Below are 23541 nucleotides of genomic sequence, written 5' to 3'. Positions count from 1 at the left end.
GCAAGGTGAAGAACGTCGGAAAGCCGTATGCGGGAAAACCGCACGTACGGTTTGATGAGGAGGGGCTGGTGCTACCAGTCCTTTACTCTACACAACTGACTGCCGCATAGCGCCCCGCTGATTGCCCGCATTGCGTACTCGCAACAGCCCCTTGCGTTTTAGAATTTTGGCCTCAGGGCAGTAGTTTCGGTGTGCGGCTGGAGATAGCTGCGAAGATATGGTAAGCTTTTTGGCATAGGTGTTGGATGCTTCCACAACGACTTGTCGCTTGGGACGCGGTGCATTACATTTTGAACGGAAAGGTACGTTACCCGTATGAAAAGAAAATTTTCAGACCGCGCCAACTGGCGGCGCATCGTTCGCAAGAGCTACTCGTGTCTCACGCTGGACAACGAGGAGTTCAAAGGGCTGGTTACGTTCTATCGCATTCATGAATTGCGGGAGCCGCTGTGGAAAGAATACAACGGACGCAGGCTCTGTCTCGCCGACCGCGGCTACCTGTGGATGCAGCACTTTCCGCGCGGCGAGCAGTTCGTCGTAACGACGATGTTCGACGATAAAGGTAGCGTCGTGCAGTGGTACATCGATGTCTGCAAAACGCAAGGGCTTACCGATCAACAGGTGCCGTGGTTCGACGACCTCTTTCTCGATGTCGTCGTGCTGCCGAGCGGCGAGGTGTTTTTGCTCGACGAGGATGAGCTGGAGGATGCGCTGCGCAGCGGCGATATCACCGCCAAGGATGCGACGATGGCGCGCAAGACGGCACGCCGTCTGCTCGACCTGATCAAAAACGGACGCTTTCGTTATTTCACGCTTAGTCTGAAGCATCGTCGTTCGCTTGCGCCGCGCATGGGCGGCGCGCAGCAATCGTGAGACCGGCTCCGCCGCCCCGCAGCCGCCAATCCGGGACGCCGGCTCACAATCGCAAAGCGGGGCCGTCGCGGAACGATCGAAAACCCGCGCCTCCCCGCGCGCGCAAGGTGCCGGGCCGCCGCAAGCGGACTACGAAAAAAAGCCGTTCGACGGGACTGGCCCGCTCCCGCCTGCTTCCGTTCCTGCTGCGTCTGGCGCTTTGGGCAGGGGCGGCCGGCATCTTTTGGATGGCCTATGCGCTGTGGCAGATCAACGACTTTCGCGAGCCGCGCCTGCTGGAGCCTGCCGATGTCGGAATCGTGCTCGGGGCTTCGCTTCGCAACGACGAGCCGAGCCCCGGCTTGCGCGAGCGGCTCGATCGGGCGCTAGCGCTGTACGAAGCAGGCAAGGTCCGGCGCCTGATCGTAAGCGGCGGTCTCGACAGCAATGGCGCGACCATTACGGAGGCCGAAGGAATGCGACGCCATTTGGTAGCGCGCGGCGTACCGGACGAAGCGGTGCTGGTTGAGCCGCAGGCGCGCAGCACATATGAGAATCTGCTCTATAGCCGCGCGCTCATGATCGAGCGCGGGTGGACGAGCGTCATCGTCATTACGCACGACTTCCATGCGGCCCGCGCGCTGGAGATTGCGCAGGTTGTCGGGATCGAGGAGGTGCAGGCGACTGGCGTCAAATCGCGGGCGCTCTCCCATGCGCGCAGCGAGCTGCGGGAGGTGCTGGCCTATACGAAGTGGACGCTTGACCGACTACTGCTCAAGGTCGGCTGGCGGCTCCCCGAGCTTCCGCTGGGCCTATGACCGGCGCGAGACTAGGACGAGCGGGGCGCGGCATACATTGATAAAGCGGCATGCGGCTCGCCTACTGCGCGAGACACGCCTGCCGACGCGCTCCAAAGGGTGGGATGCCTCATGAATTCCAATGCCGCCAGCGCCGGCCCGTCCGTTCAAAAACGGCCGTCCCGGCAAATCAATGTCGTCCTGCGAAGTCAGGATGCAGCAGCGCCCGCAATGCAGACGCTGGAGGACAGCGAGCCCGCCTCCGGCGGCGCGGCCAAAGCCCACGCGCCCGGCGATCCGTATTTGGAGATCCAAAAAGAGCTGGAACCGATGGTCGGGATGGAGAATGTCAAGTCGCTGGTCTATGAAATTTACGCGCTGCTGCATGTCTCCAAGCTGCGCCTTGACGCGGGTCTGGCCGGGGGCTCGCATGTCTATCATATGATTTTCAAAGGCAACCCGGGGACCGGGAAGACGACCATCGCCCGAATTGTAGCCCGTTTGTTTCAAAAGATGGGCGTACTCGCCAAAGGCCACTTGATCGAGGTGGAACGAGCCGATCTGGTCGGCGAATACATCGGTCATACGGCGCAAAAAACACGCGATCTCGTCAAAAAGGCGCTCGGCGGCGTGCTGTTCGTCGACGAAGCCTACAGCCTGGCGCGCGGCGGGGAAAAAGATTTCGGGAAGGAAGCCATCGACACACTCGTCAAAGCGATGGAGGATCACAAAAACCAATTTGTTTTGATTTTGGCGGGCTACCCGCTGGAAATCGATCATTTTTTGATGACCAATCCCGGGCTTCCCTCCCGGTTCCCGATTCAAATTGAATTTCCGGACTACACCGTCGACCAGCTCATTCAAATTTCCGAGCTGATGGCGCGCGATCGGGAGTATGCGCTGATGCCGCAATCGCTATTCAAGCTGCGCCAGCATCTGATGCAAGAGCGCGGCGAATCGATGTTCTCGTTCAGCAATGCCAGGTACGTACGCAACGTCATCGAGCGGGCAATCCGGTTCCAAGCTGTGCGCCTGCTGGAGCATTATCCGAGCGGTTCGCCAGGCAAGCAAGAGCTCATGACCATTCGTCCGGAGGATCTGCGCTGGACCAACAAAGCAACGTAAGGAGAGACGCCCGATGCGCCCAACCACTTACCGGATAGAAACCGAACAACAGGAGACGGCTATGCTGGTCAGTGTCGTGACGCCGGAGCAGACGCGCGGCGGCATCAACCCGGAGCATTCGCTGCAGGAGCTGATGCGGCTTGCGGAGACCGCCGGCGTGACGGTCGCCGGCACGCTCGTGCAGCAGCGGGAAGCGCCGGACACGCGTTGGCTGATCGGCAAGGGCAAGGTCGATGAGCTGCGTCAGCTGGCTGCGGCCACAGACTCGACAACCGCCATTTTTGATCAGGAGCTGTCCGTGGCTCAGGTGCGCAATCTCGAGCAGGCGCTCGATCTGAAGATCATCGACCGCACCCAGCTCATTCTCGATATATTCGCCCAGCGCGCACGGACGCGCGAGGGCATCATTCAGGTCGAGCTCGCTCAACTGAGCTACCTGCTGCCGCGCTTGTCTGGCCATGGCAAACATCTGTCGCGCCTCGGCGGCGGCATCGGCACCCGCGGACCCGGAGAGACCAAGCTGGAGACCGATCGCCGCCATATCCGGGGCCGCATCTCCGAGCTGAAACGGCAGCTGTCCGAGGTGGCGCGGCACCGGCAGCTGCTGCGGGAGCGCCGCCACAAGACGGGCGTGCGGCAGGTCGCGCTCGTCGGCTACACCAATGCCGGCAAATCCACGCTGCTAAGGCAGTTCACCGAGGCCGATGTCTATGTGGAGAATCAACTGTTTGCGACGCTGGATCCGACGACGCGGGCATTGAAGCTCGCAGGCGGCAAGGAAATTGTGCTTACGGATACGGTTGGCTTTATTCAAAACCTGCCGCATGATCTCGTGGCGGCTTTCCGCGCGACGCTGGAGGAGGTATGCGAGGCCGACCTGGTGCTGCATGTCGTCGACAGCTCTTCTGCGGCGCGCGAGGAGCAGGCTGCCGTCGTACAGCAGATTCTGACCGAGCTCGGCGCAGGGGACAAGCCTCAGCTTACGGTGTACAACAAAAAGGATCTGTGCTCCGGCGAGCAGGCCGAGCGTGTGCCGACCGGAAAGGATGCGCTATGGATCAGCGCGTACGATGCGGTTGATCTGGAGACGCTGCGTCGGCATATTCAAGAACGTCTCTCCGGACGGCGCGAGCGGTTCGCGCTTCCGGCAGCGCGGGGGGATCTGATCGCGCTGGCGCATCGAATGGGCGAGGTGATCGAGCAGACGGCCGATGGCGAGACTCTGCGGTTTACGGTCGAGCTGGACCCGAGCGAGTATGAGCAGCACGGCGGGCCGCTCCGGGTTTACAAAGAAGCCGATGCGCCGTATCAATAGACGCAATCTTTATACGTACAAGGGAGAGAAGAACTGGTGGGAGCAAGAGACAGCCGCCCGGAGGGGCCATTCGATCTGGAAGCATGGACTGACGAGCTGGAGGGACGTCTGGCCGGCCGCATGACCGAATTGGACAAGCTCGCGGAGCGTAACCAGCGCAAGGTCATCCGCGCATTTCAAAAGCATCACGTCAGCGACTTTCATTTCGCCGGATCGACCGGCTACGGCTACAATGATCGCGGCCGCGAGGTGCTGGATCTGGTCTATGCGGACGTTTTTGAGGCTGAGGCTGCGCTCGTTCGGCCGCATTTTGCCTCCGGCACGCATACGATCGCATGCGCGCTGTTCGGCTCGCTGCGGCCCGGCGACGAGCTGCTGTATATTACGGGCCAGCCCTACGATACGCTGCGCAAGGTGGTGGGACAGGAGGGAGACGGGGCCGGCTCGCTGCGCGACTTTTCGATCGGCTACCGCGAGGTCGAGCTGCTGCCGGACGGCGGCATCGACTGGGAAGGGGTTGAGGCCGCAATCGGGCCACGCACCCGCGTCATCGGGATTCAGCGTTCGCGCGGCTACGATTGGCGGAGTTCTTTTGACGTGGCGGCAATTGCCGAGATGACCGCTCGCGTCAAGCGGATCAAGCCGGACGTGCTCGTATTCGTGGACAATTGCTACGGTGAATTCACGGAGGAGCGTGAGCCGACCGCCTGCGGCGTCGACCTGATGGCCGGCTCGCTGATCAAAAATCCCGGCGGCGGCCTAGCCCCTTCAGGCGGTTACATTTGCGGTCGGGCCGATCTGGTCGAGCAAGCGGCTTACCGGCTGACCGCCCCGGGCATCGGCGGCGAGGTCGGCGCCATGCTCGATACGCTGCGCGCCACGTTTCAGGGCCTTTTTCTGGCGCCGCATTTCGTCGGCCAGGCACTCAAGGGAGCGGTCCTGGCGGCTGCCATGTTCAGCGCTGCGGGGTTTGAGAGCCGTCCGGCCTGGGATGCGCCCCGCACCGATCTGATTCAGGCAGTGCGCATGGACAACGAAGCTCAGCTCATTGCCTTCGTCCAAGGCATCCAGCGCGCGGCCGCGGTCGATGCGCATGTCGTGCCGGAGCCGTGGGCGATGCCGGGGTATGCCCATCCGGTCATTATGGCGGCCGGGACGTTTATTCAGGGGGGCAGTCTCGAGTTATCGGCGGACGCTCCGATTCGCGAGCCGTATATTGCGTATATGCAAGGCGGACTAACCTATGCGCACGTCAAATTTGGCCTTCTTACCGCCTTTTCCCGTCTGCATGAAAGCGGATTAATTGTGATTAAACCTCACACAACTTGACATGTTTCTGACACAACGTTACAATGGAAGCATATCATTTAGGGATTGGATGGTTGATGCGCATGGCTGACGAAATTCGCAGAAATATGGCGTTGTTCCCGATCGGGATCGTCATGAAGCTGACCGACTTGACGGCTCGGCAGATCCGTTATTACGAACAGCACGAACTTATTGTGCCGGCTCGGACGAACGGCAATCAACGGCTCTTTTCGTTTAACGACGTGGAGCGTCTCTTGGAGATCAAGTCGCTGATCGAGAAAGGCGTCAACATTGCCGGCATCAAGCAGGTCATGAATCCCGTGACCAAGGAGTCCGAGGAAGCCACGGTCATTACCGAGCAGACGGAAACGAAGCGACGGGAAATGTCCGAAACGCAGCTCCACCGCCTATTGAAGCAGCAGCTACTCGAGAAGAGACCGGGCAAAGCCTCGATTATTCAAGGCCAATTGTCCCGTTTCTATAGCAACAAATCCTAATTAAAGGCTAAAAGGAGAGGATTCTGTGAGTTTCAACAGAGAAGACATCTTACAACAGGCCAAAGAAAAGAACGTCCGCTTTATCCGATTGCAATTCACCGACCTGCTCGGTACGATTAAAAATGTTGAGATTCCTGTAAGTCAGCTGGAAAAAGCGCTGGATAACAAAATGATGTTCGACGGGTCTTCCATCGAAGGCTATGTTCGGATTGAAGAATCGGATATGTATTTGTACCCTGATCTGGATACGTGGGTCATCTTCCCGTGGGTAACCGAGAACCGGGTTGCGCGGCTGATCTGCGACATTTATATGCCGGACGGCACGCCGTTCGCCGGCGATCCGCGCGGTATCCTGAAGCGCAATCTCAAGGAAGCGGAGGATTTGGGCTTCAGCGCCATGAACGTGGGACCTGAACCGGAATTCTTCCTCTTCAAGACGGATGAGAAAGGCGAGCCGACGACCGAGCTGAACGACCAGGGCGGATACTTCGATCTCGCGCCGACCGATCTTGGCGAAAACTGCCGTCGCGAAATCGTATTGACGCTCGAGGAAATGGGCTTTGAAATTGAAGCCTCGCATCACGAGGTTGCGCCGGGTCAGCACGAGATTGACTTCAAGTACGCCAATGCAGTCAAAGCGGCCGATCAGATCCAAACGTTCAAACTGGTCGTCAAGACCATTGCCCGCCAGCACGGACTTCATGCATCCTTCATGCCGAAGCCGCTCGTCGGAATGAACGGCTCGGGCATGCATTGCCATCAATCGCTGTTCGAAGACGGCAAAAACGCCTTTTACGATGAAAAGGACAAGCTGGGACTGAGTGAAAACGCGCGCTACTATATGGCCGGCGTGCTTCGTCACGCGCGCGCGCTCGCATCGATCACGAACCCGACTGTCAATTCGTACAAGCGGCTCGTGCCAGGCTACGAAGCGCCGTGTTATGTCGCTTGGTCGGCTAGCAACCGCAGCCCGATGATTCGCATTCCGGCCTCACGCGGACTCAGCACCCGCATCGAGGTGCGCAACCCCGACCCGGCTGCGAACCCTTACTTGGCGCTTAGCGTCATGCTCAAGGCCGGTCTGGACGGCATTCGCAACAAATTGTCGTTGCCGACGCCGACCGATCGCAACATCTACGTCATGACCGAAGAAGAACGGGTCGAGGACGGCATCCCGAGCTTGCCGATGGATCTGAAGGAAGCGCTCGAGGAAACGCTCCGCGACGAGGTCATCTGCGAGGCCCTCGGCGATCACGCGCTGGCGCATTTCTACGAGCTCAAGGAAATTGAGTGGGACATGTACCGCACCCAGGTTCACCAGTGGGAGCGCGATCAGTATTTGACGCTGTACTAACATTAACGCTTCAAACACCAGCCGTCCAGGATCTTCATCCTGGCCGGCTGTTTTTTGTTCCATTATAGAAAGTATATGATTTCAACCCAGCGTTTGTATGAATTCGCAGACAGGCATGCGATCGGACACAAGGTAAGCCTGGCACAAGCTAGGGGAGAGAGCAGACGTGCGCATGATTGTCTTGAGCGGAAGGACTCGCGTAGCGTGCAACCTGAAGCTCTAACGGACACTAGCGGCGCTTAGCGCCCAAATCGGCGCTTGCACGATTCTAACGGTCATCAGCTACGCTTAGGAGGTGTTTGGGCCCGTTAGAAGGACCAAGATGCCTGCTAAGCGTCGCTCTTTGACCGTTGGCACGTTGAAGCGAGCCGAAAATTGGCCCTAAGCGTCTCTCATGTCCATTACAGCCAAGCCTCGACAGTCTACTAGGCTATCGGGGCCGGTCTGCGATACCGGTGCGGCCAATTTGGTTCAGCCAGACTGTGGCGTCTGCGGCGTGCGCACACGCATGAACCGACTGACGGGATGCCGGCTCGTGTCAAGGTCATGTCCTTGGACTTGCAGTCAAAAATGTGCGGTCATTCCTCAATTGAGTTCCTAATCCAGACAAGTTCGGCGCTCGCTGACCAAGGGCCTCTTGTGTCCGTTAGGGAGGCTAATTGGAACAAAATAACGTCCTGCGATGAATGGCGAAAAGCCCCGCGCATAAAGATTCAAGATTGCGCGCGAGGCTTTTAACGTTGGGGCGCTTGTGTCCTCATTCGTTATTTACTGGTCGTTTACCAGTCTTAATGAATGTCGCGGAAAATGCCGACGACGCGGCCGAGAATGGTCACCTGCTTGAGCAGAATCGGCGCCATGGTCGGATTCTCCGGTTGGAGTCGGACGTGATCGCGTTCGCGATAAAAGGTTTTAACGGTAGCTTCGTCGTTTTCGGTCATGGCGACGACAATCTCGCCGTTGTTGGCCGTCTGCTGCTGACGGACGATGACGAAATCGCCGTTGTGAATGCCGGCTTCGATCATACTGTCGCCTACGACGCGGAGCATGAAGACTTCGTTATCGCCGACAAAATGAGTAGGGAGGGGGAAGTATTCTTCAATGTTCTCGGTTGCGGTGATCGGTTCGCCAGCCGTTACCTTGCCGATAACCGGTATCTTGGATACGGACAATGAGAATTGCGCGTCTACGTCTTCCATGCCTAAAATTTCAATCGCCCGCGGTTTGGTGGGATCACGTCGAATCAGCCCTTTTTTTTCAAGCCTGTCCAGATGACCGTGAACGGTGGAGCTGGAGGCCAAGCCGACCGCTTCTCCGATTTCACGGACGGACGGCGGATATCCCTTTTCGCGTACTTCTGTTTTGATAAAGTCTAAAATGGTCTGCTGTCGATTGGATAATTTCGTCACCGGGATCACTCCATCTGTGAATAGTAGATGTGTAAAATTATAGCACAGAACCGGAGTTCGTACAAACATAAGTTCGAAGATTTGCGCAGATGCTTATCGAACAAATGTTCCGAAAATTGTTGACTACAAACACTTGTTCGTGATAAAGTAAGAACAACAGAACAAACGTTTGGAGTGTGGTCGACATGATGAATACTTATTCGTATACCAGCATGCATTCGAATCAAGCGAGATCGGCAGGATTGTTGGCTGAGTCAGGCGCTAGGCGAGCCTCATCCCCGCGTTTCGCAAGCTCTCCCGGTTTCAAAAACAATTTTCGAACGTTCTTTCGTATCGTTGCTGCTTTCGCCGTTTTTGTCTTGCTCTTTGCAGGCTTTTTCGTAATTCAGTCTACGGCAGGGATGGAGCATCCGGAGCCTGCCGGTGCGGACGAACAATGGATCACCGTTTCCGCGGGGGACACGCTTTGGGACATCGCGGCGCGAGTCAAGCCCGCCGAGGCTGACATTCGCGAGATTGTGTTTCAGCTTCGGCACCGGAACGGCTTGTCCAGCTCTTCGCTTCAGGTCGGTCAGCGACTGATTATTCCGACGTCCGTCGAGCATTAGCTGCCTTGAGCATAGGTTCGATTGCTTTATCTGCGTTTGCCGTTTGTATCCACCGAGGCCCGCATTTATCTGCAGGGCCTTTTTTGCCTTGACAATATTAGAACAGTAATGTCAAAGTATAATGGGACACGTGCTTTGGAAGCGGAGGTGGCAAAGATGGACAAGCTGGTGGAACGGATCAACGAACTCGCCAGAAAGCATAAGACGGTCGGATTGACTGTAGAAGAAACGGCGGAACGCGATCAGCTTCGCAAGCAATACCTGGAGGTATTCAAGCGGAACTTCCGCAACCAGCTCGAAGCGATTGAATGGACGGACGAGGAGCCCGACAAGGGCTCAAAACAATAGATCTCAGCCTGACAAGGGGATGAATGCGCATGAAAATGAAGCGATTGGGTCGAAGCGGTCTGGCCGTCTCCGAGCTTTGCCTCGGCACGATGACTTTTGGCAACACGACGTCCGAACCCGATTCGATTGACATGATTAATCGTTTTGTCGAGCGAGGCGGCAATTTTTTGGACACGGCCAATGTCTATGTCAACGGACGCTCCGAGGAAATTGTCGGCAAGGCGATCAAGGATAAGCGTTCTGAAATCGTGCTGGCAACAAAGGTGCGGATGAAAACGGCGGAGCATGTCAACGGGGCAGGCGTATCCAGAAAGCATATTATGGACGGGGTCGACGACAGCTTGCGTCGTCTCAACACCGATTACATCGATCTTTACCAGGTGCATGTGTGGGATCACGCCACGCCAATCGAAGAAACGATGCGAGCGCTCGATGACCTTGTCGCTTCCGGCAAGGTACGGTATATCGGATGCTCCAATTTTCTGGCCTGGCAACTGATGAAAGCACTGGCGGTAAGCGAGTTGAACCGTTATGTCAAATTTATCTCAATCCAGCCGCAATATAGTCTCGTGAGCCGTGAAATGGATCGGGAGATGCTGTCGCTCTGCTTGGAGGAGAATGTCGGGATCATCCCCTGGGCCCCGATCGGCGGCGGCTTTTTGACCGGAAGGTATGGAAAGGAGCCGCCGACCTCCGGACGATTGACGGCTGTCGCAGGGGAAAGCTCGTGGGCGCTTCGTGCGACCGACAAAAATTTTGCCATTCTCGATGCGGTCCGCGAGATTGCCGACCAGTTGGACAAGTCGCCATCCCAGGTCGCTCTCAATTGGCTGTTGCGCCGAAACGGCATCACCGCTCCGATTTTTGGAGCAAGCACGCTCGAGCAATTCGAAGACAACATGGGGGCCGCAGGCTGGAGGATGCCCGACGAGCAGTGGCTCCGACTGGACGAGGTCAGCAGACTCCCGTCCGAATATCCGCATCGCTTTTTAGAGAAATTTCGCCGTCCCGGCCTGAGCGAGCCGGATCAATCGATGATTTAGGAGGCTGTTCCGATGTCCCGTTCCTGGGAGCGCAAGGTGCGCAAAAACATGAGTCATCTTAGCCAACAGCAAAAAAAACGCGGCACTTCCGGATACGTGCCGGAGGCCAGCCGGATCGACCGATTCAAAGGCCGCAATTACATTTTGCCGATTGTCATCGTCATATTCATTGGCTTCTACATGTATATGAATTCGCTGACTCCGGAACTCGGGCAAAACGATACGTTGCTCTGGGTGACGGCAGGTTGCTACATACTGCTCGCTATGCTCTTTTTTTTCCGGCGGCCTTATCTGAACGTCGGCAAAAATTACGTGCAATCCCGGCGCCTTACGGGGGACAAGCGGCTTGAACCGGGTGCAATCAAGCGCATTACGGTGCAACCCGGTTTTATCGCGATTGAACAGACCAAGGGTCCGGCATGGAGCTTTTCCAAATTGCTTAATCGTTTCCCGACCGATGACATGGCCGAGCGATTGCAGCAATTTGCCCGCGAGCATCACATTGACATTCAAAAAAAATAACTATCGCAGCATGATCGATGAAGGAGAGAGACTTGGAGGATGGGGAAAAAGGCAGTACTTTTTGATCTCGATGACACACTGCTGTGGGACGAGCGCAGTGTAAAGGAGGCGTTCGAAGCGACATGCCGCGCCGCTGCGGACGAGACGGGCGTCGACCCGGAGGAGCTTGAGCAATCGGTCCGTACGGAGGCGCGAACCTTGTACGAATCGTATGAAACCTTCCCGTTTACCAAAATGATCGGCATCAACCCGTTTGAGGCGCTGTGGGCGGATTTTCGCGAGGGCAAGCAGGAACAATTCCAGACGCTTCGCGCGCTGGCGCCGGTCTATCGCAAAAATGCCTGGACGCGCGGCCTGAAAGCGCTCGGCGTAAAAAAGCCGGAGCTCGGCGAACGCTTGGCGGAGCTTTTTCCGGCCGAACGCCGTAAAAGGGCCTTCGTCTACGACGATACGTTTCGCGTGCTGGACCGGTTGAAGGGCCGGTATCGTCTTCTTTTGCTGACGAACGGTTCACCGGATCTGCAGCAGGAGAAGCTGGACGGCGTCCCGGAGCTCGTCCCGTATTTTGAATGTGTGGTCATTTCCGGGAACTTTGGTAAAGGAAAGCCCGACTCCTCCATATTTCGTCATTGCCTGGAACGGCTCGAGGTCAAGCCCGAGGAAGCCGTGATGGTCGGGGACAAGCTGACGACCGATATTATCGGCTCGCTCGGCGTCGGCATGACCGCCGTGTGGCTCAACCGGCATGGCGCCACGCGAACGGACGAAATACTGCCGACCCATGAAATTTCAAACTTGGACGAATTGCCGGAACTGCTGGAGCAACTGTAAGACCCGCCCTCAAAACGGGGGCATTATCGCAAACCAAAAACCTTACCTCCGGCTTGGAGATAAGGTTTTTTTGATGTCTGATTTGCTGCGCCTTCGTTTATTATGCCTTTGAAAAAGCAGGGTCTGCAAACGGATGCGCGATCCAGCCCTCGGTCTCGATAAACAGCCGTACGGCTACAATTTGCCGATTATCCATTAAGGTGAAGAAATGCGGCTTGTTTTCCGGTACGGAAATGACATCGCCGGCCTCCAACTCGACATTGAAATAACCGACTTCTTCCGAGCCTTTGATAATAAAAATGCCTTTGCCTGCAGTGATTGCCCGCACCTCGTCCTCGGTGTGCGTGTGCACCTGCTCAAATTTTTTGAGCAGCTCGTCCAGGTTCGGCGTCGCGTCGGAAAGGGCAATGATGTCCCATGTCCGGTAGCCGCGGCGGCCGGCGAGGTCACGGATTTCGCTGTCAAAGGTCGAAAGAATCTGCGCTTTGTCATCGTCCGAAAGCGTAAATTTTTCTTGCAGTTCCGCGGGCAGCTTGGCTGCGTCCCAATGCTCGTAGAGCACCTCTTGACGATCTAAAAATGCACGTACCTGTTCTTCTCCGCGTATGCGTTCGCCGGAGTCGCGAATGACGATTTCAGCCATTCCAATCCCTCATTTCCTATAGCTTTATCCAGATTTACGGTCATTATAACGTAAGGGTGGCTTTCTGTCGATGCCTCGTGCTTTTCACATGTAGTGGATTCTGTTAGACTAGGGGATATGATTTTGCGGGAGGAAGTTGTTCAAGATGACCAAATCGACTTTGTACGACGCGCTTAAGCAGCGAATTCTGATCATGGACGGCGCGATGGGCACGATGATTCAGCAGGCGGATCTGCAGGCCGACGCTTTTGGCGGCGAGGATCTCGACGGCTGCAACGAAATACTCGTGCTGACGCGGCCCGACTTGATTCGGGACATCCACGAGGACTACCTGGAAGCAGGCGCTGATATTATAGAGACGAACACCTTCGGCGCGACGAGCGTCGTCCTGATGGAATACGATATCCCGGAAAAAGCGCGCGAGCTTAATTTGGCGGCGGCGGCGCTCGCGCGCGAAGCCGCGGACAAATACGCAACGCCGGAGCGCCCGCGTTATGTTGCCGGGGCGCTCGGCCCGACGACGAAGACGTTGTCGGTGACCGGCGGCGTCACCTTTGACGGATTAGTGGAGAGCTATCTCGAGCAGACGGTGGCGCTCATCGAAGGCGGCGTCGATGCGATCCTGCTGGAGACGTCGCAGGACACGCTGAACGTCAAGGCTGGCAGCATCGCAATCCGGCGCGCCTTCGAGCAGACGGGGCGAGAGCTGCCAATTATGATCTCGGGCACAATCGAGCCGATGGGCACGACCCTCGCCGGTCAGAGCATTGAAGCGTTTTACATTTCGCTCGAGCATCTGAAGCCGATCTCGGTCGGACTGAATTGCGCCACCGGCCCGGAGTTCATGCGCGATCATATTCGTTCGTTGAGCGAGATTGCCGGCAGCGCGGTCAGTTGCTATCCCAACGCGGGACTGCCCGATGAGAACGGGCAGTATCACGAATCGCCGCAATCGCTGGCGACCAAGCTGGGTGCCTTTGCCGAGCAGGGCTGGCTGAACATAGCTGGCGGCTGCTGCGGCACGACGCCCGCGCATATTCGCGCGCTCGCCGAGCAGATGGCCGGGTATGCCCCGCGCCAGGCGAACGGGAGCCATCCGCCGGCCGTCTCCGGGATTGAGACAGTCTATATCGAAGAAGACAACCGGCCGATCATGATCGGCGAACGCACCAATATTTCCGGCTCGCGCAAGTTCAAGCGATTGATCAAGGAGGAGAAGTTCGACGAGGCCTCCGATATTGCGCGGGCGCAGGTCAAGGGCGGCGCCCAAATCATCGACATCAACCTGCAGGATACCGATATTGACGAGGCATATGCCGTCAATCAATTCCTGCCGATGGTGGCCAAAAAAATCAAAGCGCCGCTTATGCTTGACTCGACCTACGATCATATCATCGAGCTCGGCTTGAAGTATTCGCAAGGCAAGGCGATCATTAACTCCATTAATCTGGAGGACGGCGAGTCCAAGTTCGAGCAGATATTGCCGCTTATCCATCAATACGGCGCTGCAGTTGTGTGCATCCTGATCGACGAACGGGGCCAAGCCGTGTCGCGGCAAGCCAAGCTCGAGGTGGCGGAGCGCGCGTACCGCTTGCTCGTGGACAAGTACGGCATGCAGCCATGCGATATTATTTTCGATCCCAATATGTTCCCGGTCGGCTCGGGCGATCCGCAGTATATCGGCTCCGCAGTGGAGACGCTCGAAGGCATCCGGCTGATCAAACAAACGTTCCCCGAGACGAAGACAATACTCGGACTAAGCAACATCTCCTTCGGTCTGCCGGACGCCGGTCGCGAGGTGCTCAATTCGGTGTACCTGTATGAGGCGACAAAGGCGGGGCTCGACTATGCCATCGTCAATACGGAGAAGCTCGAGCGCTATGCCTCGATCCCTGAGGAAGAGCGTCGGCTGGCCGAGGACCTGATCTATCGCACGTCAGACGAGACGCTGGCGACGTTCGTAGCGGCTTTCCGGGAGAAGAAGGTCGTCAAGAAGGAGAAGGTCAGTAACCTGACGCTTGAGGAGCGGCTGTCGGCGTATGTCGTCGAAGGCTCCAAGGACGGACTGTTGGCCGATCTGGATGAAGCGCTGAAGACGAAAAGACCGCTCGAAATTATCAACGGTCCGCTCATGAAGGGGATGGACGAGGTCGGCCGGCTGTTCAACAACAACGAGCTGATTGTCGCCGAGGTGCTGCAGAGCGCGGAGGTCATGAAGGCCTCGGTCGCGCATCTGGAGCCGTATATGGAAAAATCCGATACCTCGGTGAAGGGCAAGATCATCCTCGCCACGGTCAAGGGCGATGTGCACGATATCGGCAAAAATCTGGTGGAGATCATTCTCTCCAACAACGGGTACCGGATCATCAATCTCGGCATCAAGGTGGCGCCCGAACAATTGATCGAAGCCTACCGCAACGAGCCGGCCGATGCGATCGGCTTGTCGGGCTTGCTCGTCAAGTCGGCGCAGCAAATGGTGGTGACGGCGCAGGATCTGCGCAACGCGGAGATCGCGGTGCCAATTCTCGTAGGCGGAGCGGCCCTGACCCGTAAATTCACCAAAAACCGGATCGGCCCCGAATACGAAGGACTCGTGCTGTATGCCAAGGACGCGATGGACGGGCTGGACATCGCCAACAAGCTGATGGACAAAGCGCATCGCGGCCGCATGGAGCAGGAGCATGCGGAATACAAAGCTTCGGGCGGGGCGCAGGTCGAAGAGAAGCCCGCGCTGCCCAAGCTGACGCGCACGAAGCGTTCGGCCATTTCGCAAACTGTGTCGGTATTCGTGCCGCCGGATCTGCAGCGCCACGTGCTGCGAGATGTGCCGATTCCGCACATCGTGCCTTACGTCAATATGCAGATGCTGCTCGGCCACCATCTCGGCGTCAAGGGCAGCGTCGAGCAATTGCTCGCGGCCGGAGACGCGAAGACGCGCCAGCTCAAGGAGACGGTGGACGAGCTGCTGCAGGAGGCGGCGTCGGAACGGCTGCTGCGCGCGCATGCGATGTATCGGTTTTTTCCTGCCCAATCGTCGGGCAACGATGTCATCATCTACGATCCGGAGGACCATGCGAAGGAGATCAAGCGGTTCACGTTCCCGCGCCAGCAGGTGGAGCCGTTCCTGTGCCTCTCCGACTACCTGAGGCCGGTCGACAGCGGGGAGATGGATTATGTCGGCTTCCTCGTGGTCACGGCCGGGTCCGGCATTCGCGAGCGGGCCGAGGTGCTCAAGGACAATGGGGATTATCTGCGCTCCCATGCGATTCAAGCAGTGGCACTGGAGGTGGCGGAAGGGCTCGCAGAGCGTGTGCATCACATTATGCGCGACATCTGGGGCTACCCCGATCCGCAGGAGATGACGATGAAGCAGCGGCATGGCGCGCGCTATCAGGGCATTCGGGTATCATTCGGCTATCCCGCCTGTCCGAACCTGGAGGATCAGGGCCCGCTGTTCGAGCTGATGCAGCCCCAGGATATCGGCGTCGAGCTGACCGAGGGCTTCATGATGGAGCCGGAGGCTTCGGTGTCGGCGATGGTATTTGCCCATCCCGAGGCGCAGTACTTCAACGTCGAGAAAAGCTGAGGCCCGCTTGCCGTAGCAAGAGTGGATATCTCGTAACTTGCCGCGCCGCAACGGCAAATGCACGGTCGACGCGCCACGAACGCAAAAGACGCCTTCCTCCCCGGCATGGCGTCTTTTGCAATCGTGGCGCGTCTATTTTCATTATTCATTAGTGACATTAATGATTAATGAGATTAATTAAATGCTGACAGGCGCTCTCGTCCGCTCAGGCAAATGACCCTTCAATGATAATATCGTTCAGCGGCATACGGGAGGAAGGGTGCTCGCGTTCGCGCAGCTGGCCTTGAAGCATCGCAGGATCGCCCTGGTAGCCGACGGCAACAACCGCCAGTGCGGCATATTGATTCGGGATGGAGAGCTCGTGCTGCGCCTGGTCGGCATTGAAGCCGCCCATTGCGTGGGCAATCATGCCGCGGCGGCACGCCTCAAGCGCGAGATAGCCCCACGCTGCGCCGGCGTCGAAGGCATGCGAGCGGTTCATGCCGCCCTTGTTGTTGGTCGTCTTGGAGACGACGAGCAGCAGCACGGGCGCATGCTTGCACCAGATCAGGTTGCCGTCGTTGATGAAGCTGTGGAAGCGGGCCTTCTGCTCCTCGCTCGCAGCGACGATAAAGCGCCAGGGCTGGAGATTCGATGAGGAGGGCGCCCAGCGGGCCGCCTCGAGAATGGCGTGCAGGTCCCGCTCCGCAACCGCGCGGTCGGCGAAGGCGCGCGGGGACCAGCGGTTCAGAATCAACGGGTTGATGTCGTAATCCGTAGGGCGGTGCTTGACCGCCTCGCTACTAAGCGGCTCATCCTTGTCTGAGGGTAGCATATGTATAACTCCACCTTTCTTGGTTCATGGACCCATTGTATCCCAATTCCTCGCACACTTCCAGTGCGAAAGCGCCGACGAATCCCCTCGGCATGGATTAGGATCGGCCGTCTGCGGGAAATGGAACTTTTCCCGGGAAAGCGCAGGAAGCGACAAGAAGCCCGCTTATCTGCCCGGAAGTCTGCGCCTGTCGAGCGAAAGGATCTAAAAATTCTGAATATTCGACAATCGAATGGGGATTGCCGGGGGAACGTATATTCTGTAGAATAGAAGACAACAGGAAATCAAACGGGAAATTGAAGGAGCGAAGCGGAATGAATCGATGGACGGGCGTGGCCGACAGCCTGGAGGAGTGGCTGGATGAGGTGCGTCGTGACCCCCAGATTATGAATCAGGTGACGCATTGGCACACCCTGCCCGCACGGGCGGCGGTGACGCGCGCGCTGCCGTCCGCTCTCCATCCCAAGCTGGCGGCTGCGCTTCGCGGCCGCGGCGTCGGCGAGCTCTATACGCATCAGCACGAGGCGTTCGAAGCGGTGCAAGGCGGCGCGAATGTCGTTGCCGTGACGCCGACGGCTTCGGGCAAGACGCTATGCTACAACTTGCCGGTCTTGCAGTCGCTGCTGCACGATGACGAGGGACGGGCCTTGTACCTGTTTCCGACCAAGGCGCTGGCCCAGGATCAGGTGGCCGAGCTGCAGGAGCTGGCGACTGCGATGGAGGTCGATCTCAAAACGCATACCTACGACGGCGATACGCCGCCGACGGTGCGTACGGCGATTCGCAACGCGGGCCACATCGTCGTGACCAATCCGGACATGCTGCATGCCGCAATTTTGCCTCACCATACGAAGTGGGTCAAGCTGTTTGAGAATGTCAAATATATCGTCATTGACGAGCTGCATGCCTACCGGGGCGTCTTTGGCAGCCATGTGGCCAACGTGATCCGCCGCCTGAAGCGCATTTGTCGGTTCTACGGCTCGTCGCCGCAGTTCATCTGCGCTTCGGCGACGATCGACAATCCGCGTGAGCATGCCGAGCGGCTGCTCGGCGTGCCGGTGACGCTCGTGGACAACAACGGCGCGCCGGCGGGGGAGAAACATTTTGTCTTCTATAACCCGCCCGTCGTCAACAAGCAGCTCGGCATCCGCCGCAGCAGCGTGCTGGAGACGCGCCGCCTGGCGGGCATGCTGCTGCGTCAGGGCGTGCAGACGATCGTCTTCGCCCGCAGCCGCGTGCGGGTGGAGCTGCTGCTGACCTACCTGCAGGAGCAAGTGAAGGGAGAGCTCGGGCCGAAGACGATCCGCGGCTATCGAGGCGGCTACCTGCCGAAGCTCAGACGCGAGATCGAGCGCGGTCTGCGCAGCGGGGAGATCCGCGGCGTAGTCAGCACCAATGCGCTGGAGCTGGGCATCGACATCGGTCAACTGCAGGCCTGCGTACTCAACGGCTATCCGGGCACGATCGCCAGCACCTGGCAGCAATCGGGCCGCGCCGGTCGCCGTCAGGGCAGCTCGGTCACGTTTATGGTGGCGAGCAGCAATCCGCTGGATCAGTACATCACCGAGCATCCGGAATTTTTTTTCAATCGTCCGCCCGAGCGCGCGCTGATCCATCCGGACAACCTGCTCATTCTGATCGATCACATCAAGTGCGCGGCTTACGAGCTGCCGTTCGAAGAAGGGGATACGTTCGGCGGAGAGCCGCTTCGTGATATGCTGGAATTTCTCGCCGAGGAGAAGGTGCTGCATCACAGCGCCGGGCGCTGGTACTGGATGGAGCAGTCCTTTCCCGCGCACAACATCTCGCTGCGTTCGGCGGCGCAGGAGAATTTCATCATCATCGATCTGACCAGCGGCAGCCGCGTGCTCGGCGAGGTCGATCGCTTCAGCGCGCCGACGCTGATCCACGAGGAAGCAATCTATCTGCACGAGGGCGTGCAATATCAGGTGGAGAAGCTGGATTACCCGGAGAAAAAAGCGTATGTCCGCGAGGTCGACGTCGATTATTTCACCGACGCCAATCTGGCGGTCGAGCTCAAGGTACTGCATGTGGACAAGTCGGTTGAGGCGGGCGAGCTGGAGCGCCAGTACGGCGAGGTCACGGTCAACGCCAAGGCCACGATCTTCAAAAAAATTCGGCTGCGCACGCATGAGAACATCGGCTCCGGACCGATTCACCTGCCGGAGGAGGAGCTGCATACGAGCGGCTACTGGTTCGCCTTCAGCGAGGCGGCTGCGGCGCGCAAGGGCACGAGCGAGATGCAGCATGCGCTGCTCGGCCTGGCCAATGTGCTCATCCATATCGCTCCGCTCTACCTGATGTGCGACCCACTCGATATTCGCGTCGTGCCGCAGGTCAAGGCCGTCCATACGAAGCGTCCGACGATCTACTTCTACGACCGTTATCCCGGCGGCATCGGCCTGTCCGAGCGGCTCTACGACGTCCATGGCGAGCTGCTGCGCCGCGCGCGCGAGCTGATCGCCTCCTGCACCTGTCTGAGCGGCTGTCCGGCCTGCGTCGGGCCGATCGAGGAGGTCGGATTGCTCGGCAAGTCGCATGCGCTCGAGCTGCTGGCGGAAGCGGAGGCAAGCCGATGAGCGGTCTGCGCGAACGCATGCTGCGGCTGCGCGGCGGGACGCCTGCGCCGGAGCAGGATCCACGGCCGCAGACGGAGCCGGACGTCGACGAGCGCAAGACGGCCGAGGACGGACCGGGTTCGTCGGCGCGCGAGACTGCGGCGGCCGCGGCTTCGATGGCCGCGTTCGATTCGACGGACCACAGCGAGGCTGCGGCGTGGGCGCGGCTGCAGGTGGACGAGCATGTCGGCGAGCAGGGCAGCTTCCTGCTGCGCCGCGTCGAGCACGCGCTCGACGCGCGTCACGGCCTGCATGTGCTGGGCGAGCTGGCGCCGGCTGCAGGGGCGCTGGCGGCCTTTCATCGCGCCGATCCGGAGGCGCCGCTCCCGAGCGCAGACAATCTGCTGTTCCTGGACCTGGAGACGACGGGGCTGGGCGTCGGCACGGGCAACGTGCCGTTCATGGTCGGCATCGCTTATGCGGCGGGCGAGCGCTTCGTCGTCGAGCAGCTCTTCATTCGCCATCCGGCCGAGGAACGGGCGATGCTGGCCTATCTCGAGCAGCGCATGCAAGGCCGGTCCTACCTCGTGACCTACAACGGCAAAACCTTCGATTGGCCGGTGCTGGCCGGCCGTTATATTATGAACGGCTTCGGCCGGCGGCGGGAGGCGCTGCGGCATCTCGATTTTTTGCACCCGTCGCGCAGCATCTGGCGCAATACGCTGACCTCCTGCAGACTGAGCCATGTCGAGGAGGAGCGGCTCGGCATTCGGCGCGAGCACGATGTGCCGGGCTCGGAGGCGCCGGCGATCTACTTCCGCTATCTCGCGGACGGCGATCCCGCTCCGCTGGCGGGCGTCTTTCGCCACAATGAGCTGGACATGCTGTCGCTGGCGGCGCTGGCCATTCGCTTCGGCCGGCTGCTGGGCGGCGAGCTGCAGCTGCCCGAGCCCGAGCATGGCGAGGAGCGGATGCGCACCGCGCTCTGGCTCGAAAAAATGGGCGCGTCCGACGAAGCCGAACGCCGCTATGAGCGGCTGACGGCGGAAATGTCCGGCGCCGGGCCATGGGCGCTGCCGCTCGCCGCGCGCGACAAGAAAGTTGGTAATTGGCGGCGGGCTGTGGTATTGTGGCAGAAGATCGCATTGCAAGCGGAGGAGGCGGCTGCGCCCTGTCTGGACGCGCATATTGAGCTGGCCATGTACTACGAGCATCGGGTGCGCGACCTGAAGGCCGCGATCCGCTACGCCGAGGCGGCCGAGCGGCTGGCGCTCAGGCGCGCCGGGCTGGAGCGTGCAGGGGGAAGCGCGCGGGCGCATCTGACCGCGATTCGCAGCCGCCTGGAGCGGCTGCAGCGAAAAACCAACAAGGGGAATGGGAGCTATGGAGGGCAAGCGCACAGACGTTCCGCAAGGGCTGTTGATCGACCTTGACGGCACGCTTTATCACGGTCGGCGAATGATTCCGGGAGCCGATCGTTGGGTGGCTTCGCTGCAAGCGGCCGAGCTGCCTTATTTGTTCGTGACGAACAATTCCTCGCTTGCGCCGGAAGCGGTGGCCGAGCGGCTGCAGACGATGGGGATACCGGCCGCGGCCGAGCAGGTCTGCACGTCCGCTCAGGCGGCGGCCGCTTATATCGCCGGACGCAGTCCGGGCGCGCCGGTGCACATCGTCGGCGAGGTCGGCCTGCGGACTGCCGCCGAGCAGGCCGGTCTGGCGCTGGTCGAGGAGTCTGCGGACTATGTGCTGCAGGGGATCGACCGCGGCTTCGATTATCCGAAGCTGTCGCATGCCGCGCGGCTGATCCGCGCGGGTGCGGCCTACATATTGACGAATCCCGATCTGCTGCTGCCGACCGAAGACGGCCTGGAGCCGGGCGCGGGCGCGCTCGGGGCGATGCTGCAGGCCGCCGGGCAGCGCGAACCGACGATCATCGGCAAGCCTTCGCCGATCCTGGTCAGCTATGCGCTGGCCAGACTGGGCATGACGCCCGGGAGCGTCTGGATGGTCGGGGACAACATGGCGACCGACATTGCCGCGGCACGGCGCGCCGGCTGCGGAGCGGTACTCGTGCTGACCGGCGTGACCACAGCCGCCTCGCTGCGAAGCGACACCGAGAGGGCGGGCATTTCGCCGGATCTGATCTTTGAGGACCTCATGCAATTGGAGCGGTATATGAACGCGATGCTCCGGACATAAAGAGGACAACAAGTGCTTTACGCAGGAAGGAAGATGAACCATGCCGGAATGGCCGGAGATGGAGACGTATCGCACGCTGCTCTCCGAGAAGCTCGTGGGGGATACGATCGTCGGCACGGAGGTGACCCGCGCCAAGTCGATCAATGTGCCGGCCGAGCAATTCGACAAGGAGCTGACCGGGCGCGTCGTCTGGTACGTGGAGCGGCGCGGCAAAAATCTGCTGCTGCATCTGGACAACGGACGCCGGCTGCTGCTGCATCTGATGCTCGGCGGCTCAATGTATTACGGACAGGAAGAGGAAGACCGGCCAAGCCGCACCGTTCAGGTAACGCTGCGGCTGACGCGAGGCAGCTTGTACTTCATCGGCCTGCGTCTAGGCTATCTCCACCTGCTCAGTGTGCGCGAGGTGGAGGCACAGCTCGAAGGACTTGGGCCGGAGCCGTTTGACAAGCGCATGACCGCCGAGCGCTTTCGGGCGTGCTTCAAGGGCAAGCGCGGCACTGTCAAGTCGGCGCTCACCGATCAGCATGTCATAGCGGGAATCGGCAACTGCTATGCCGACGAGATCGCGTTTGCCGCGGGCGTGCGGCCGAGCGCGCGCATACCCGAGCTGGCAGAGGCGGATTGGGAGCGGCTGTACGCGGGCATGATGGCGGTGCTGCCCGAGGCGGCGGCGCTGGGGGGCTACATGGAGCAGCCGTTCACGCACGACGACAAGCTGACCGGCACCTACAATGCGCACTGCAAGGTGTACGACCGCGAGGGCGAGCCGTGCCTGACCTGCGGCAGCCCGATCGTGCGGACGCAGGTGTCGTCGCGCAAGGCTTTTTACTGTCCGGTCTGTCAAGGCGAGCACGGACAGTGAAGATCGGCTGTCACGTCAGCACGGTGAAGGGCTATCTGGGCGCGGCTCAGCGAGCGGCGGCGCTCGGGGGAACTGCCTTCCAATACTTCCCCAAAAATCCGCGCGGGCTGGCGATCAAACGGTATGACCGCGCCGATGCCGCCCGCTGCGCTGCGTATTGCCGGGAGCGGGGAATCGTGTCGATCGGCCACTCGCCGTACCCGGCGAATCTGGCCGCGCAAGACGAGGAGCAGATCGTCCGCACCGCAGCCTCGCTGCGCAACGATCTCGAGATTGTCGAGGCCTGCGGCTCCTTGGGCACCGTCGTTCATTTCGGCGTATACAAGGGAGACGATCTGCTGGCGGGCTATCGCAGCATCATCCGGATGCTCGATCTCGTCCTGGAGGGCTGGGACGGCAAGGCGCGCTTGCTCGTCGAGAATCAGGCCGGGGATCACGCGCGCATGGGCACGACCTTCGAGGAGCTGGCGCAGATTCGCCAGTTGGCCCGCTACCCGGACCAAATCGGGTACTGCCTGGATACATGCCACTTGTTCGCCAGCGGAGTATGGGACGGCTCGCCGGGAGGCGAATGGCTGCGCCGGGCCCGCGACAGCGGCGTGCTGACGGAGCTGAGCGCCGTGCACTTCAACGATTCGATATTCGAGAGCGGCGCGCGACGCGATCGGCATGCGGCGCTGGGCGAGGGACAGATCGGCGCGGAAGGATTGAGGGCGATCCTCGCCGTGCCCGAGATTGCGGCGGCGCCGCTCGTGCTGGAGACGCCGCAGCCCGGCGTCCACACGCACGCGGCCCAGCTCAATCGGCTGCAAGGCTGGCTGGCGGGCGATTCATAAATGAGAAAGT

General features: G+C 59.6%; 21 protein-coding genes. 18 read left to right on the top strand and 3 right to left on the bottom strand.

Going from position 1 to position 23541, the window contains the following annotated elements:
* Window positions 1-315 precede the first annotated feature (315 nt).
* The 7 genes from IDH44_RS22545 to glnA all read left to right on the top strand — a co-directional run bounded on the left by IDH44_RS22545 (window position 316) and on the right by glnA (window position 7248).
* Entirely contained in the window at window positions 316-873 is a 558-nt protein-coding gene (locus IDH44_RS22545; protein WP_190921087.1) for a DUF402 domain-containing protein, read from the top strand.
* Window positions 870-1670, top strand: coding sequence for a YdcF family protein (locus tag IDH44_RS22540; RefSeq protein WP_190921086.1), 801 nt, complete (start codon window positions 870-872; stop codon window positions 1668-1670). Before IDH44_RS22545 ends, IDH44_RS22540 begins: the two co-directional genes overlap by 4 nt.
* 111 nt (window positions 1671-1781) lie before the next feature.
* On the top strand, window positions 1782-2774 hold the full coding sequence (locus tag IDH44_RS22535; RefSeq protein ID WP_190921085.1) for an AAA family ATPase: 993 nt from the start codon (window positions 1782-1784) through the stop codon (window positions 2772-2774).
* A 13-nt stretch (window positions 2775-2787) separates the two neighbouring features.
* Window positions 2788-4089, top strand: coding sequence for a GTPase HflX (gene hflX / locus IDH44_RS22530; RefSeq protein WP_190921084.1), 1302 nt, complete (start codon window positions 2788-2790; stop codon window positions 4087-4089).
* Window positions 4090-4185: 96 nt separating this feature from the next.
* Window positions 4186-5418: an aminotransferase class I/II-fold pyridoxal phosphate-dependent enzyme gene (locus IDH44_RS22525; protein ID WP_397326830.1), complete on the top strand. Its 1233-nt coding sequence runs from the start codon at window positions 4186-4188 to the stop codon at window positions 5416-5418.
* 62 nt (window positions 5419-5480) lie between these two features.
* On the top strand, window positions 5481-5894 hold the full coding sequence (locus IDH44_RS22520; RefSeq protein WP_190921083.1) for a MerR family transcriptional regulator: 414 nt from the start codon (window positions 5481-5483) through the stop codon (window positions 5892-5894).
* Window positions 5895-5919: 25 nt separating this feature from the next.
* Window positions 5920-7248: a type I glutamate--ammonia ligase gene (gene glnA, locus IDH44_RS22515; protein ID WP_190921082.1), complete on the top strand. Its 1329-nt coding sequence runs from the start codon at window positions 5920-5922 to the stop codon at window positions 7246-7248.
* Window positions 7249-8036: 788 nt separating this feature from the next.
* On the opposite strand, the gene lexA is transcribed toward glnA, so the two are convergent.
* Window positions 8037-8657, bottom strand: a complete 621-nt coding sequence (gene lexA, locus IDH44_RS22510; RefSeq protein ID WP_190921081.1) for a transcriptional repressor LexA — start codon at window positions 8655-8657, stop codon at window positions 8037-8039.
* A gap of 185 nt (window positions 8658-8842) precedes the next feature.
* Between lexA and IDH44_RS22505 the strand changes: the two genes are divergently transcribed.
* The 5 genes from IDH44_RS22505 (at window position 8843) to IDH44_RS22485 (ending at window position 12009) form a co-directional block, all read left to right on the top strand.
* Complete coding sequence (locus tag IDH44_RS22505) at window positions 8843-9265, top strand: LysM peptidoglycan-binding domain-containing protein (protein WP_190921080.1); 423 nt, start codon at window positions 8843-8845, stop codon at window positions 9263-9265.
* A 156-nt stretch (window positions 9266-9421) separates the two neighbouring features.
* The gene (locus IDH44_RS22500; protein WP_190921079.1) at window positions 9422-9613 is read left to right on the top strand and encodes a DUF896 domain-containing protein; all 192 of its coding nucleotides are present in this window, start codon (window positions 9422-9424) and stop codon (window positions 9611-9613) included.
* A gap of 29 nt (window positions 9614-9642) precedes the next feature.
* Window positions 9643-10656, top strand: coding sequence for an aldo/keto reductase (locus IDH44_RS22495; protein WP_190921078.1), 1014 nt, complete (start codon window positions 9643-9645; stop codon window positions 10654-10656).
* Between the two features lie 12 nt (window positions 10657-10668).
* Entirely contained in the window at window positions 10669-11178 is a 510-nt protein-coding gene (locus tag IDH44_RS22490; protein ID WP_190921077.1) for a hypothetical protein, read from the top strand.
* Window positions 11179-11217: 39 nt separating this feature from the next.
* Window positions 11218-12009, top strand: coding sequence for an HAD family hydrolase (locus IDH44_RS22485; protein WP_190921076.1), 792 nt, complete (start codon window positions 11218-11220; stop codon window positions 12007-12009).
* Window positions 12010-12109: 100 nt separating this feature from the next.
* Here IDH44_RS22485 and IDH44_RS22480 read toward each other — a convergent pair whose 3' ends face one another.
* Window positions 12110-12652, bottom strand: a complete 543-nt coding sequence (locus IDH44_RS22480) for a 1,2-dihydroxy-3-keto-5-methylthiopentene dioxygenase (protein ID WP_190921075.1) — start codon at window positions 12650-12652, stop codon at window positions 12110-12112.
* Between the two features lie 145 nt (window positions 12653-12797).
* Between IDH44_RS22480 and metH the strand changes: the two genes are divergently transcribed.
* A complete protein-coding gene (gene metH / locus IDH44_RS22475) occupies window positions 12798-16238 on the top strand; it encodes a methionine synthase (protein WP_190921074.1) in 3441 nt (1146 codons plus the stop codon).
* 205 nt (window positions 16239-16443) lie between these two features.
* On the opposite strand, the gene IDH44_RS22470 is transcribed toward metH, so the two are convergent.
* The gene (locus tag IDH44_RS22470) at window positions 16444-17052 is read right to left on the bottom strand and encodes a nitroreductase family protein (RefSeq protein ID WP_190921073.1); all 609 of its coding nucleotides are present in this window, start codon (window positions 17050-17052) and stop codon (window positions 16444-16446) included.
* A 314-nt stretch (window positions 17053-17366) separates the two neighbouring features.
* Between IDH44_RS22470 and IDH44_RS22465 the strand changes: the two genes are divergently transcribed.
* The 5 genes from IDH44_RS22465 to IDH44_RS22445 are packed head-to-tail and all read left to right on the top strand — an operon-like array spanning window position 17367 to window position 23531.
* A complete protein-coding gene (locus IDH44_RS22465; protein ID WP_190921072.1) occupies window positions 17367-19652 on the top strand; it encodes a DEAD/DEAH box helicase in 2286 nt (761 codons plus the stop codon).
* The gene (locus tag IDH44_RS22460; protein ID WP_190921071.1) at window positions 19649-21064 is read left to right on the top strand and encodes a ribonuclease H-like domain-containing protein; all 1416 of its coding nucleotides are present in this window, start codon (window positions 19649-19651) and stop codon (window positions 21062-21064) included. The genes IDH44_RS22465 and IDH44_RS22460 overlap by 4 nt, the downstream gene beginning before the upstream one ends.
* Complete coding sequence (locus tag IDH44_RS22455; RefSeq protein WP_190921070.1) at window positions 21015-21830, top strand: HAD-IIA family hydrolase; 816 nt, start codon at window positions 21015-21017, stop codon at window positions 21828-21830. Before IDH44_RS22460 ends, IDH44_RS22455 begins: the two co-directional genes overlap by 50 nt.
* A 40-nt stretch (window positions 21831-21870) precedes the next feature.
* A complete protein-coding gene (locus tag IDH44_RS22450; protein WP_190921069.1) occupies window positions 21871-22695 on the top strand; it encodes an Fpg/Nei family DNA glycosylase in 825 nt (274 codons plus the stop codon).
* On the top strand, window positions 22692-23531 hold the full coding sequence (locus IDH44_RS22445; protein ID WP_190921068.1) for a deoxyribonuclease IV: 840 nt from the start codon (window positions 22692-22694) through the stop codon (window positions 23529-23531). The genes IDH44_RS22450 and IDH44_RS22445 overlap by 4 nt, the downstream gene beginning before the upstream one ends.
* The last annotated feature ends 10 nt before the right edge of the window (window positions 23532-23541 follow it).

Source organism: Paenibacillus sabuli, from assembly GCF_014705605.1.
GTDB lineage: Bacteria > Bacillota > Bacilli > Paenibacillales > Paenibacillaceae > Paenibacillus_D > Paenibacillus_D sabuli.
Note: the sequence above shows the minus strand (reverse complement) of the source record. Positions and strands in the feature narration are given on the sequence as shown.

Bases quoted from the DNA above. Each gene is read 5' to 3' on its own strand.
- IDH44_RS22490 (WP_190921077.1), top strand. From the start codon at position 10,669: ATGTCCCGTTCCTGGGAGCGCAAGGTGCGCAAAAACATGAGTCATCTT.
- IDH44_RS22460 (WP_190921071.1), top strand. From the start codon at position 19,649: ATGAGCGGTCTGCGCGAACGCATGCTGCGGCTGCGCGGCGGGACGCCT.
- IDH44_RS22495 (WP_190921078.1), top strand. From the start codon at position 9,643: ATGAAAATGAAGCGATTGGGTCGAAGCGGTCTGGCCGTCTCCGAGCTT.
- IDH44_RS22485 (WP_190921076.1), top strand. From the start codon at position 11,218: ATGGGGAAAAAGGCAGTACTTTTTGATCTCGATGACACACTGCTGTGG.
- IDH44_RS22480 (WP_190921075.1), bottom strand. From the start codon at position 12,652: ATGGCTGAAATCGTCATTCGCGACTCCGGCGAACGCATACGCGGAGAA.
- IDH44_RS22505 (WP_190921080.1), top strand. From the start codon at position 8,843: ATGATGAATACTTATTCGTATACCAGCATGCATTCGAATCAAGCGAGA.
- hflX (WP_190921084.1), top strand. From the start codon at position 2,788: ATGCGCCCAACCACTTACCGGATAGAAACCGAACAACAGGAGACGGCT.
- IDH44_RS22500 (WP_190921079.1), top strand. From the start codon at position 9,422: ATGGACAAGCTGGTGGAACGGATCAACGAACTCGCCAGAAAGCATAAG.
- IDH44_RS22520 (WP_190921083.1), top strand. From the start codon at position 5,481: ATGGCTGACGAAATTCGCAGAAATATGGCGTTGTTCCCGATCGGGATC.
- IDH44_RS22455 (WP_190921070.1), top strand. From the start codon at position 21,015: ATGGAGGGCAAGCGCACAGACGTTCCGCAAGGGCTGTTGATCGACCTT.
- metH (WP_190921074.1), top strand. From the start codon at position 12,798: ATGACCAAATCGACTTTGTACGACGCGCTTAAGCAGCGAATTCTGATC.
- IDH44_RS22535 (WP_190921085.1), top strand. From the start codon at position 1,782: ATGAATTCCAATGCCGCCAGCGCCGGCCCGTCCGTTCAAAAACGGCCG.
- IDH44_RS22470 (WP_190921073.1), bottom strand. From the start codon at position 17,052: ATGCTACCCTCAGACAAGGATGAGCCGCTTAGTAGCGAGGCGGTCAAG.
- IDH44_RS22545 (WP_190921087.1), top strand. From the start codon at position 316: ATGAAAAGAAAATTTTCAGACCGCGCCAACTGGCGGCGCATCGTTCGC.
- IDH44_RS22465 (WP_190921072.1), top strand. From the start codon at position 17,367: ATGAATCGATGGACGGGCGTGGCCGACAGCCTGGAGGAGTGGCTGGAT.
- IDH44_RS22450 (WP_190921069.1), top strand. From the start codon at position 21,871: ATGCCGGAATGGCCGGAGATGGAGACGTATCGCACGCTGCTCTCCGAG.